The following is a 12529-nucleotide window of genomic DNA, read 5'->3' on the forward strand; positions in this document are numbered from 1 at the left end:
GATTACCCCCGGTGTTTCAGTCCCGCGTCCGCAAAGACCGCCTCCAGGGTTGGTGCATGGCTCACCAATCCAAAGCGCTCAGGCGGGCTGACCGGTTCGTGAACAAAGTGGCGCTGGCGGATCGAAAAACGATCCCAGGCATTCACTTCGATCCGCAGCAGCTTGATCAGGCCTTCGATCAGCCAGCCCTGAAGATCCAGGCCAACCGGGGGATACCAGCCTCGGCGCCAGCGGCAGAGCCGCTTCACGGTCTCATTGACGGTGACGAACGGCTGACCCAGCACCAGTCGCCTCACTGGGCCCTGACCGGCTTCGGGGTTGGGTTGATGGGGGTTTGTGGCGAGATGCACGCAGACCCGAGCGATGTCGGCGGCATGGATGAAGTGGAAGCTGGCATCGGCTCGCAGCCACTTCGCTAGCCAGAGCCAACGGGCCCCTTCCTTCAGTCCTGCCGTGAGGTAGCTGGTGGGGAAGACCCCAGTGCCATCGACGCGACCTCCGAAGACCAGCGTGGGGAAGACCGCCACAATGCGCTGAGCAAGCACATGCTGTTCGAGCTGCTCCAGGCACTGCGCCTTGGTCTGGATGTATTCAGTGCCGTAGGGCATCGCCTCCGGCAACAGCTTGAGATCGCTATTAAGAATGCTGGCGGTGGAGAAATACACCACCTGCTCCAAAACCTCAGGATTGGTGGCCGCCAGCATCTGCTTCACAGCCACCACGTTCACCTGCCGGGCCCGTTCAGGGTCTCCCCAGGCCGTGGCGGTGTGGATGATGCGCGTGGCCGAGGCAATCAGTGCGCGGTGGGGTTCCACATCACGAAGGTCCCCCACCAACAGCGTGATCCGCGGATCAGTGGCGGGAACGGCCGTCAGTTTGCTGGGATCTCTCAGCCAGAGGAGCAACTCGGCGTTGGTCTCTCGGTAGAGAAGATCAGCAATGTGCTGGCCAACGCAGCCGCTGGCCCCAGTGATCAGGATCCTTGCGGGCGCCGAACTCAAACTGCAGCTCCCAGGCGGTCCATCACGGACTTGCCGGCCTCGAAGAAGAACTGACCATTCTCTTCAGGGGTGCCGGGCAGGATGCCGTGACCAAGGTTCAGGATGTGCTTGCGGCCGCGGGCCTTGCGAACGCAGTCATCGATGCGGTCGCGGATGGCGTCTTGGCTCCCGAACAGCAGGCCGGGGTCCACGTTGCCTTGAACACCGACGTGCTCGGGAAGGCGGGCCAGGCCTTCTGCCATGTCCACGGTCCAGTCCAGGGACACGATGTCCACGCCGGTGCGAGCCATCCGCTCGATGACCCCAGCGCTGCCGGAGATGTAGAGGATGAACGGTGTGTCGGGATGGGTCTGCTTGACCAGGTCCACCACCTTCTTCTGATAAGGGGCGGCGAACGTGTCGTAGTCCGCGGGGCTCAGCTGACCGGCCCAGGAGTCGAACATCTGCACGACCTGGGCGCCGGAGTCGATCTGGTAGCGCAGGTAGTTAGCGATGGATTCGGCGAAATGATCCAGCAGTTTGTGCAGGATTTTGGGCTCGCGGAAGGCCATGGCCTTGATCACCGCGTAATTTTTGCTGCTCTTGCCTTCAACGACATAGGCAGCCAGTGTCCACGGTGCGCCGACGAAGCCGAGGACAGCGGCCTCGTTGCCCACGCTCTGGCGCAGTCGACCCAGCACCTCGCCAACGAAGGGCATGGTCTCGGCCGGGTTCAATGGGGTCAGGGCTTCTACCTGCGCCATTGAGCGGATGGGGTCCTGGATTTGAGGGCCCTTGCTCTCGATGATGTCGAAGTCGATGCCCATGCCCGGCAGGGGCGTGAGGATGTCAGAGAACAGGATCACGCCGTCGGGCTTGAAGGCGTTGAACGGCTGCATCGAGATCTCATAGGAGAGATCAGGGTTCTCAGAGCGTTCGCGGAAGCTGGGGTATTTGTCGCGCAGGTCGCGGTAGATCTTCATGTATCGGCCGGCCTGGCGCATCATCCAGACCGGAGGACGCTCCACCTGCTCACCACGGGCAGCGCGCAGCAGCAGGGGGGCGTTAGAAGACATGAGGGCTTGCGAATGGGCCTTGGAACCTACCCGAGCAAACCCCCCGTTGAGGCCTTCTAGACCCTGGGTTCCGCCGCTTCGTCACGAACTTCAGTCTCCGCAGCGCCTAGGCCTTCCTGGCTGCGCTTCTCATCCCGCTTAAAGACCAGCACTGAGAGGGGAGGAAGACAGAGATCCAGGGAGTTTTCGTAGCTGTGGATGCCCCATTCGTCGGTGAATTTCCCGCCAAGGTTCCCCAGGTTGCTGCCGCCGTAGCGAGCGGCATCGGTGTTGAGGACCTCGGTGTAGAAGCCGCTTAGGGGAACGCCGACCCGGTAATGGGAATGGCTCTGGGGGGTGAAGTTCGCCACGACCACCAACCACTGGCCGGTGGTGCTCTCCCGGCGCATGAAGCTGATCACCGAATGACGATTGTCATTGCAGTCGATCCATTGGAAGCCGTACTCCTCAAAGTCGTCGCGCCAGAGGGCCGGTTGTGACTTGTAGAAGACGTTCAGGTCATCCACCAGTCGCTGCAGTCCTTGATGGGGCTCGTACTGGAGCAGATCCCACTGCAGATCACCCCAGACATTCCATTCCGACCGCTGGCCGAATTCCATGCCCATAAAGATGGTCTTCTTGCCGGGATGGGTCCACATGTAGGCAAGGAGTGCCCGGGTGTTGGCGAACTTCTGCCAATCGTCGCCAGGCATCTTGTGGAGCAGGTTGCTCTTTCCGTGCACGACTTCGTCGTGGCTCAGCGCGAGCATGAAGTTCTCGGTGTAGGCGTACCAGATCGAGAAGGTGACGTTGTTCTGGTGGAACTGGCGGAACCAGGGATCGAGCTCGAAGTAATCGAGCATGTCGTGCATCCAGCCCATGTTCCACTTGAGGTTGAACCCCAAACCGCCCATGTCGGTGGGCTTGGTCACCATCGGCCAGGTGGTCGATTCCTCAGCGATCGACAGGGCCCCAGGGAAGTGCTGGAACAGCACGTGGTTGGCCTGCTGCAGAAATTGAACGGCCTCGGTGTTTTCCCGCCCGCCGTGTTCGTTGGCGATCCATTCACCATCGGGACGCAGATAGTCCCGGTAGAGCATGGAGGCCACTGCATCCACACGGATGCCATCGATGTGGAATTGCTCGAACCAATAGACCAGGTTCGCGACAAGGAAGTTCCTGACTTCGTTGCGGCTGTAGTTGAAGATCAGCGTCCCCCATTCCTTGTGCTCGCCGATCCGGGGATCCGCATGCTCATAGAGGTGGGCGCCATCAAAGAAGGCCAGGCCGTGGGCGTCCTTGGGGAAATGTCCGGGGACCCAGTCGAGGATCACGCCAATCCCTTCGGCGTGGCAGCGATCGACAAAGGCGCGGAATTCGTCGGGCTGGCCGAAGCGGCTTGTCGGGGCGTACCAGCCCGTGACCTGATAGCCCCAGGATCCATCAAAGGGATGCTCCGAGATGGGCATCAATTCGATGTGGGTGAAGCCCCGTGCTTTCACGTAGGGGATTACTCGATCGGCAAGCTCGGAGTAGGTCAGTAGGCGAGCCCCGGGTTTGAGGTCGGCGGCGGGTACCGGCTCGCGCACGGTCCCATCGGTTTCGACGAAGGGCTGGTCGGCACTGGCGTGCATCCAGCTTCCGAGGTGCATCTCGTAGACCGAGATCGGCTGGTCAAGAGGGTTGCGACTGTCCCGCTCCTGCATCCAGGCGCCATCCCCCCAGCTGTAACCCTCCAGGGCTTCCACAACCGAGCCGTTGTCCGGTCTGACCTCGTGGCGGAAGCCGTAGGGATCAGCCTTTTGGTAGCAGTGCCCCTGCTGGCTACGGATTTCGTACTTGTAGATCTCGCCCGGTTTGAGGCCAGGGATGAACAGTTCCCAGCAGCCGCCCAAGCGCGACTGCATGGGGTGATGGCGTCCGTCCCAGCTGTTGAAATTGCCCAGCACGGAGACGCTGCGGGCGTTGGGTGCCCACAGGCAGAACATGACGCCTGCGACGCCATCGCGGGTCACCACATGGGCACCCATTCGCTGCCAGATGTGGTTGTGATTGCCTTCGGCGAAGAGATGGCGATCCAACTCACCCATCCACTCCTCGCGGAAGGCCCAGGGGTCGTGGGCGACGTGTTCAATGCCGCCGCGCTGCACGCGGATCTGATAGCCGCTGCCGGGGTTGCTGGGGAGCTCGGTTTCGAAGACCCAGGGGTGATGGGGGGTCTCCATCGCCTGGGGCAGACCGGCGCCAATCAGTTCAACCCGATCAGCTTCAGGCATCCACACCCGGACGACCCATTTGCCGTTGTCGAGCGGGTGGGGACCCAGGACAGCCTGGGGATGGTCATGGCGGCATTCCGCGAGGCGCTGACCGTCTTCAACCATCCACTCGAGCTGAGCCAGCACAGGACCTCAAGGCAAAGCGTGGCTCGGAGCTTAAGCGGGTTTTTGCTTAAGAAGCTGCAGCCGGTGCAGCGGGTTCCTCGGGGAAGTCGACGCCGGTGATTTGGTTCTCGTTATTGAGAATCACGTAGAGATTGTCACTCAGCCGGTTGAAGTGCACATTGACCAGCACCAGGCGCGTGTCCGGGGTGGATTCCGCTTCGACAACGCGGTTGATGTTGACGAAATTGCCGGTGATCCGCTGCAGCCCCAGCCACTTGCGTTGGAGGGCATCAGGGGTGATCTCCTCTTGGAAGTCAGGGCTCAGGAAACTTTGGGCGGTGATGAAGTTGCCCGTGCTCACGGCTTCGATGAAGCCCTTGGCAACCATGCTGCTGGCATCGTCGGCGCGATCGACGTAGTAGCGCGAGAGTTTGCCGTCGCCATTGAGGACCATGAAGACCACGCGCTTCCCGGCGCTGGTGTTCAGCTCGGCTTCAACGGTGCTCTTGCCCATGCCGCTGCGAACACTCAGCAAGGTGTAGCTCAGGACCTTCGGCTGGGTCCGCATGGTGGCCGCGATCATCGAAGGGCTGGTGATCGCCTGCCGTTCAGCTGAGAACTGGGCGTAGCGGGTATTTGCGTCCCCGTCTTTGACGGCCTTGAGGATTCGAACGGCAGCGGCCCGAGCCTGGTCCACGCTCAGGGCACTGCCCTGGGCGATTGGACTGAGACGTTGCTGGGGAAACGCCTCCGCAGGAGCAGGGCTCGCCAACAGGCCAGACGTCGCCATGGCCAGGGTGAAGGACCCAAGACCGGCGGAGAGCAGGCGCAGTTGGCGCGGCATTGCAGAGGCACAGAGTGGGCCTCAGTTTGCCCCAACCATCGGAAGAATGCTGAGGGCCGCGTTGGGCAGCTTTAGGGACACAGTGATGACGCGATGGCTGGGACTCACACCTGATCGGGGCTGAGATCCATCGCCTGGGTTAACGGCGATCTGCGGCCAGGCCGCCAGGGCGATCGAGAGTCTCAGGGCACACCCGGCCTCAACGTTGATCAGCAGCGGTTGGAGTGCCACGGAGCGCCGCTGGCAGCGTTGGGCTGATGGCCCCAGGAAGCGGGCAACCCCTGTCGAGAGTTGTTCAACGCGGCCATCCATGTGGCAGAGCGAGAGGGCCAGGCAAAGATCAAATCCGGGCTGATCGGCTTCGGCCTCAATCTCCAGCTGGGGTTGACCAAACACTTCGGTGGCTTGATCGAAGCGGGCAGTGGTGAAACAGGCCACATCCGTGCGGGCATCGAGATCGCTGCGATCGACCGGTCCTGCATCCAGCCCAAGGTGCCCTCCTCGGCCGCCCATGGCTCGCCAAGGGTCATGCACGATCACGACGTCCGAGCTGCTGGTGGCCCGCTCGAGCAGTTGCCCATCGCTCAGACACAAGGCGGCTCGTCCGCCGCTGGCTAATCGCCAGCGTTGGCCAGAGCACTCCCGTGGTGATCGCACCTGCCATTGCCCGGATCCTGACTCCATGAGCTGCGTTCCAGCCAAGGGGGTGGCGGGTTCATGGCCGCAGAGATGGTGATGGAAGAAGTCCAGCTGCAGCTGATCGACTCCCCCCTTCCAGTTCAGGTGGCTCCAGGCGCCGATCCGAAGCAGCGTGGCACCTCCAGCGGATGAAGAGCGGTTCCAAAGGTCCAGCACGCCCATCAGGTGTGGGTCATGCCAGCCGCCAATGAGCAGCATGGGCCGCTGCCAGAGCTCTTGGGGAGTGTGATGCTGCACCCAGTGGTCCGGTTGCCTGGGGTCTGACTTCAGCCAACGCAGCCCCATCCCTGTGGGGTCAAAGCGCTCTAGCAAGGCCATGCCATCGCGCACGAAAGCGCCGTCCTCGAGGCTGCGCCGAATCTCCTCCCAGCCCTGGTGGTCGCCTTCGCGCTGGCAATGTTGAGCCGCCAGTTGCAGAGCCCAGCCCAACCCCAAGGCCCACCAGTGACATCCGCCCTCGCTGGCCCAATGCAAACGCTCATCGAGCCCGCACATCGCCGGGGCTAGGGCATCAGGTAGGTGTTCAGTACTGGAATAGAGCAGCTGGCTAAGGCCTTGGTACGAAAAGCCGTAGGTCCCCACCTTGCCGTTGCACCAGGGTTGCTGGCGCATCCAGCGCAGGGTCTCACTGGTGTCGCTGGCCTCCTGCTGAAATCCGAGAAACGCTCCTTCGGAGTCGCCACGTCCGCGCACGTCCTGCACAAGGACTGCAAACCCCCCTTGGGCGTACCAACTCGGATGGGCGTAGGTGACCGTCGAGGCAATGGCGCGCCCGTAGGGCTGACGCATCAGCAGGCAGGGCCAAGGACCTTCGCCCCCAGGCGTCCATAGGGTTGATTCCAGGACAGTGCCGTCAGCGCAGCGCAGCTGCTCCTGAGTCACCGGACTGTCGGGCAATACAGGCCCACCACATAGGTGGAGAGAATTTCAGCGTCGGTTGTGTTCAGCCCTTGCTGTTGGGCAATTTGGGCCGTGGCTTCGGGGGAGTTGTAGGAAATCCCACGGGCATTCAGACCCTGCAGCTCGGCGCAGAGGGACTTGGCTTTCTGGGGGTTCTGCTTCACCGATTCCAACAGAGCTGAGTCCGCCAGAGCCGGGGAGGCAAAGATCAGGCTGAGGGCAGTGGCGGCCAGGGACAGGCCGCAGAGGCGGGGGCGTGTCACTGAAGGAGCTCTGACTATTTACATTTCAGGTCGCCTGCGATACTTCGCCGCGGATCAGGGGTCAGTTCCTTGAGCGACCGGCTTGCTGTGCCCGTTGGATCCAGGCGCGCACCAGCGACGGCGAAACGCGGGCTGGGGCCATCCCGGTCAAAGTCCGCTCGAGGCGCCCCAACTGCGTCAAGAGTTGTTGGGGGGATGCCGCAGCCAGGCCCTCTCGATTGGCGATCCCGGCATAGAGCAACAACGCGGCTTGGTAGGGCTCAAGATCCAACTCCACCACCAGCTGGGCTTGGCCGCGCAGTTTCCGGAGCTGACGCTCGAGCGCTCCGCCTCTCCTCGAGAGCTGATCGAGGTCCCGATCAGTCAGCCCAGCAATAGCCTCCCAGCTTTGAATGCCGGCGGCAATGAGCACCGCCTGCTCCCTGGAGAAATGGGAGGGCAGGGGATAGGGCGAAGGGCAAGGCTCGTTGCTCACCGCTTGGCGTTGACGCTGACGTCCACCTCGCCGGTGGTCCAATCGCGGATGGCGGTGGCCAGGACGATGGGGCGATCGCTTCCATCGCCTTGGGGCTCGACGCGGCGCAGGCGCACTTCAACGGTGGGGTCCTTTCGGCCGCTGGCGCGCAGGTTGCGAGCGACCTGCTCAACGCTGGGACCGAAGGTCTCAGCAGTCAGGTCCGCAGGGGCGGCTGCTACCACCAGGTCTGAGCCGTTGTCGAACACAACCGGAACGCTCACAGCCCCTTCCACCACCAGCCTGGGGGCGTAGCTCACAGCAAAGGCCAGACAGGACAGAGAGAGCAGCACGGTGAAGCTCGTGACGCCCACCAGGCGAAAGCGGAAGCCCCAGCGCGCCACGAAGGCCACCACTGTGATGAGCAGCAGTCCACCAGCGGCAATCCCCAGCCATTCGCCAGCCGTGAGCAAGAGGGGATCGGCACGCATGGGGAATGTTCTGGATCAAGAAACACCTTTATATTGCGGCCTTCTCAGCCCCCGAGACCCACGGGCCCAGCGCGCCGCCGAAGGAATCCCAGAACGCGCGGCCCCGCGGCCTCTTCCCTGCCTGCCCTGCTGGCGGCTGCGGGAATCGCGCTGACTTGGTTTGGCCTCGACCGGGTCGCGGCCTGGCAATACGACCTGCGCAAACCCTGGCTCGAGTTGTTGGCGAGTCGCGCCATGGGCCATCCCCTGGAGTTGGGGCCTTACCGCGGCTTGCGTCCCCTGGGTTTGGCCGCCGGCGGCAGTCGCTTTAAGCCCGGAATCGACAACCCGTCCACGATTGATGCGGAATCGGTTGCGGTGGCATTCGATCCGCTGCGCAGCCTCTTAACCCGCAGCTGGGTCCTTCAGTTTCAGATCCATCGCGCCCGCGTCGACTTGCGGCGCAACAGCCAAGGTTCCCTCTGGCAGCTCGGGCGCATTCCCCCCGGCGCTGAGCCGCCGCCGCTCATCCTTCGCTATGGCCTCAGCGGTGGGCCTGCCCAGGTCCGTCTGCACCCGGCCAAGGGCGCTTCTACATCGGTGGCTTTGGACGGATCCCTGGCGGTTGATTTGCGCCGCCGCCGCCTGGAGACCGCACTTCAGATCAGGCCTGGCGGTGGTGGTCAGCTGCACATCGATGCCCGCAATGACTGGCAGAGCAAACGCTTGCGCTTGCAGCTACAGCCGCAAGCGCTGAAGCTCTCAGACCTGGTGCGGTTGCTGCCCGGGGGCGTCAAGGCTGATCTCAGTGGCGACCTCAATGGCCGTTTGCGCTTTGAACGCACGGCCTCCATTGACCGCTGTCAGGGTCAGCTTCAGCTCAATCAGCTGCGCTGGGCGCCTGGAGCATCTGTTGATCCCGTGCGGTCCGCTCGCTTTGACCTGCGCTGTAGTCCCCAGGGTCTTCGCTTGGCGTCTTCACCCCTGCTGTGGGGCAGTTGGCGCGGGCAATTGCAGGGAGAGCTGCCCTTGATTGGTGCGCGGTCTAATCAGCTTCAGCTGCGACTCCAAGCCCGTGAACCCAAGGCGGGCCATCGCTTCAAAGCGGAGCTGGCGGGCCGGTTGCCTCAGCTCCATCTTCAGCTCGACGGACAGCTGGAGGGGTTGGCCTTGGCCAACCAACCGCCTCTGCCACTGCAGCTCCAGGCCAAAGCCCTGTTGCGAAACCGAAAGGGCTTTGACGCCATTTTGGAGCGGCTGGTGCTTCGACAGGGTGGAGGCGAGCTGGTGGCCAGCGGATCGCTTTGGCCCAGGCTTCAGCTCCGTAGTCAGCGCCTGGCGCTGGGCCGCCGTCAGCAGCAGGACTGGGGCACGCTCTTGGGCTCCACCAAGGACCTTCAACTTCAGCTTCAGCAAAGGGGCGATTGGAGTCAGCCCCAGCTGAGCCTGGACGTTGAGCAACCGAACAATCCGCTGCTGGGTTCGATTCGATCGCGGCTGACCTGGCGTCCTTCTGCCCTGCGACTGGAGACCTTCGCCTCCCCTTATTTGTCGGCCCAGGGCCAGTTGCCGCTGCAGGGCACGCCCATGCGCCTTGACCTGGATCTGCGGCGCTTTCCCCTTGAGCGCCTCTCGCCGTTGGTTGGGACCGCGCTGCGCGGACGACTCAGCGCGACAGGAACTATTCAAGGACCCCTGCAACGGCTCAGTCCTGATCTGAGCCTGCGGGCTGAGGCACCTGGTTTTGGTCTGATCGGCCTTGAGGAAAGCTGGGTTGGTCAACTCCAGGGCCTGCCGAAGGGAGGGACCCGTCTCCGCCTGCAGGTTCAGGACACCACGGTCCCGGGAACCGTGCAGGCGGTGCTGGATCCCCGTTGGTGGCCCACCACGGTCAACCTGACGCGGGCTGGGGGCTCCCTCGCCTTCAGCGGAACCAACCAGCGTTACCGCTGGAGTGCCAGGCGTTTCCCCCTCTCGGGCTTTGACCTGGCCCTTTGGCCTTCAGCCGCTCACCAACCCCTCTCTGGCTATCTCAGTGGTCAAGGGGCCTTGGCCATGAAGCCCCTAGCCCTCGATGGTGAGCTTCGGGTTGATCAACCCCAGCTCTTGGGGGTCTTTGGGCGGTCGCTCCAAGCCAAAGCGGAGATCAGCCAGCGCCGCTTCCGTTTCGATGGTCAGTGGGCGGCCCTGGGCTTTGGAACGGTAGGGATTCAGCTCAAAGGTCAACAGGCTGGTCCGCTTTGGCTGCGTCTGGAAGCGCGCCAACTCCAATCGCAAACCCTGCAGGAGATCCTGGCTGCCGTTCCCCAATGGGGCGGCTTGCCCCTGGCTCCATCGGGTCGTGCCTTCGACCTGGGCACGCTGGTCTTCAACACCCAGGGGTTCTCCCTGGGGGATCAGTTGACGGCCTTGGCGCAAGCTCAGCGTCAACGCCAACGGGCCCAATCCGCGCAGCGTCAAGCCGAGCTGCAGGACCTACGTGGTGTCTTCGATGCCGACTTCACCCTGAGGGGGCCATCAGCGGATCGATTGTTTGTTGATCTGGCAGCGAAGGGACACCTTTGGCTGCAGGGATCAGACCGTGACCTGGCTTTGACGGATCAGCCCACAGTCGTGCGGCTCCATGGGCCCCTCAACCAAGGGGGGGACTTTGAGCTGGCCTATCTGCCCCTGGCGCTGTTGGCCTTGGTGGCCCCCGTTCCCGATGGGTTGCGCGGTTCGCTCTCCAGTCGCGGCACCTATCGCCTTGGCGGCCCAGATCAACGCCCGGCATTTGAGCTGAACCTGGCCCTACAAGATGGCTCCCTCAATGGGGAGCGCTTGGCTTTAGAGCGCGGCGACCTCAAGCTTCAGGACGATCGGCTTGAGCTCGATTGGGTTCTGCGCGGAGGTGGTTCGACGGAGGTCGTCGATCTGCGCGGCAAGGTTCCCCTGCTGGCTTCGTCGGACGATCTCGAATTACGGATTGGTAGCCGCGGCGATGGCCTGCGCTTCCTCACCGCTCTCTCGGGTTCAGCGGTTCAGTGGAAGCAGGGGAGTGCCGACCTGGAGCTGCTGGTGCGCGGCTCGTTGCTGGAGCCGGTGGCCAACGGCTTCCTGCGTTTCGGCAATGGAGTGTTGCAACTGGCGGATCAGACGGTTCGCGATCTCGATGCGGTGGTGCTGTTCGACTTCAGCTCCCTGGAGCTGCAAGCCCTGACCGCGCGGGTCGGAAAGAAGGGCGAGCTCAGCGGTAGCGGCGATCTCAATCTGTTTTCCCCTACGGATGGGCCACAACCGAGGCAGCTCAGCCTCACCTTCAAGCAAGTTCCGTTCAAGCTCGCGCGCATGGCCGCCGTTGCCGACGGGACCGTGGAGATTGGTGGCAGCTTGCTGCGCCCTGTTCTTGGCGGTGAGCTGGCCTTGAGCCATGGGGCGCTGAATGTCCAGCCCGGTGAGCTCGCCACAGAAGAAGCACCGAGCAAAGCCACCTCTCTCCCTGCCCTACTGGAGTCCAAGTGGGACTTCAGCAAGCCCCTGTTGGTCATGGGACGTCAGCTGGAAAGCTCCAGCAGCCAAGACCTCCGGGCGGCACTTCCCAACCTGGGCTTGGTGAGCTTTGAGCGATTCAGGCTGCGCTTCGGCCGGGATCTCCGCGTTGAAGTTCCCAACGTCTTGAACTTCGGTGCCGGCGGCTTTTTGACGTTGAACGGTCCCCTGGATCCCGACATTCAGATCAGTGGGGTGGTTCGGCTGCTGCGGGGTCGTTTGGGACTGTTCACCACCACCTTCAGCCTGGACCCCGATGCTCCCAACGTGGCCGTTTTCACTCCGAGTCTGGGTCTGATTCCCTACGTGGACATCGTCCTACGCACACGGGTGTCAGACACCCTCTCGGCCTTTGGTGATGGAAACCGCTCAACCATTTACGACTGGAACACCTACGGATCCTTTAGCAACTCCTCCTTGACCCCGAACAGCTTCGATCAGCTGCAACTGGTGCGGGTGCGGCTCGAGGTCACCGGCCCAGCCGATCAATTGATGGACAACATTCGTCTGACCAGCACACCGCCTTTGCCGGAAGATCGACTCTTGGCCTTGATCGGTGGCAATTCGCTGGTGGGGCTGGCTGGGGGGAATGCCGGAGCGGCCGTGGCCACGGTGGTGGGGCAGTCGCTGCTTTCTCCCCTGGTGGGAAGCCTGACGGAACTCCTTGGCCAGCGCCTCACCTTTGCGATTTACCCGGCCTATGTCTTGCCCACGAACTACGACGTGGATTCCAACCGCTCAGGTCAGGTGCCATCGCAACTGGTCCCCGTCACCGATATCGGCTTGGATGTGACTGAGCGCTTCAACGCCTCCGTGCTGGCTGCTCCGAACCGCAGTGACATCCCTCCGCAATTGACCCTTGGCTATCAGGCCAAGCCATGGCTTGGACTGCAGACCTCAATTGATGCGGAGGCCCGTTGGCAGACCCAGATGCAGGTCTTCTTCCGTTTCTAGC

9 protein-coding genes are annotated in these 12529 nt (G+C 62.8%); 1 reads left to right on the forward strand and 8 read right to left on the reverse strand.

The genetic code is table 11. The features are described from left to right. Window positions 1-2: 2 nt before the first annotated feature. From MY494_RS00680 to MY494_RS00715, 8 genes are all read right to left on the reverse strand, one after another. The gene (locus tag MY494_RS00680) at window positions 3-1001 is read right to left on the reverse strand and encodes an NAD(P)-dependent oxidoreductase (protein ID WP_247910826.1); all 999 of its coding nucleotides are present in this window, start codon (window positions 999-1001) and stop codon (window positions 3-5) included. Next, the gene (hemE, locus tag MY494_RS00685) at window positions 998-2056 is read right to left on the reverse strand and encodes a uroporphyrinogen decarboxylase (protein ID WP_247910827.1); all 1059 of its coding nucleotides are present in this window, start codon (window positions 2054-2056) and stop codon (window positions 998-1000) included. The genes MY494_RS00680 and hemE overlap by 4 nt, the downstream gene beginning before the upstream one ends. 56 nt (window positions 2057-2112) lie before the next feature. Continuing rightward, window positions 2113-4416, reverse strand: coding sequence for a 1,4-alpha-glucan branching protein GlgB (glgB, locus tag MY494_RS00690; protein WP_247912079.1), 2304 nt, complete (start codon window positions 4414-4416; stop codon window positions 2113-2115). Between the two features lie 67 nt (window positions 4417-4483). Next, window positions 4484-5260: a DUF3887 domain-containing protein gene (locus tag MY494_RS00695; RefSeq protein WP_247910828.1), complete on the reverse strand. Its 777-nt coding sequence runs from the start codon at window positions 5258-5260 to the stop codon at window positions 4484-4486. 21 nt (window positions 5261-5281) lie between these two features. After that, on the reverse strand, window positions 5282-6841 hold the full coding sequence (locus MY494_RS00700) for a CocE/NonD family hydrolase (RefSeq protein WP_247910829.1): 1560 nt from the start codon (window positions 6839-6841) through the stop codon (window positions 5282-5284). Further along, window positions 6838-7122 carry a hypothetical protein gene (locus MY494_RS00705; RefSeq protein ID WP_247910830.1) on the reverse strand — a complete coding sequence of 95 codons (285 nt, stop codon included), beginning with the start codon at window positions 7120-7122 and terminating at the stop codon, window positions 6838-6840. Before MY494_RS00705 ends, MY494_RS00700 begins: the two co-directional genes overlap by 4 nt. A 61-nt stretch (window positions 7123-7183) precedes the next feature. Then, window positions 7184-7597 (reverse strand): DUF4332 domain-containing protein, encoded by a 414-nt coding sequence (locus tag MY494_RS00710; protein WP_247910831.1) that lies wholly within the window; start codon window positions 7595-7597, stop codon window positions 7184-7186. Continuing rightward, window positions 7594-8067: a Ycf51 family protein gene (locus MY494_RS00715; protein WP_247910832.1), complete on the reverse strand. Its 474-nt coding sequence runs from the start codon at window positions 8065-8067 to the stop codon at window positions 7594-7596. Before MY494_RS00715 ends, MY494_RS00710 begins: the two co-directional genes overlap by 4 nt. Window positions 8068-8100: 33 nt before the next feature. On the opposite strand from MY494_RS00715, the gene MY494_RS00720 reads away from it, so the two are divergent. Then, entirely contained in the window at window positions 8101-12528 is a 4428-nt protein-coding gene (locus MY494_RS00720; protein WP_247910833.1) for a translocation/assembly module TamB domain-containing protein, read from the forward strand. Window position 12529 lies beyond the last annotated feature (1 nt).

The sequence above is a fragment of the Synechococcus sp. A10-1-5-1 genome, from assembly GCF_023115425.1.
Classification (GTDB): domain Bacteria; phylum Cyanobacteriota; class Cyanobacteriia; order PCC-6307; family Cyanobiaceae; genus Vulcanococcus.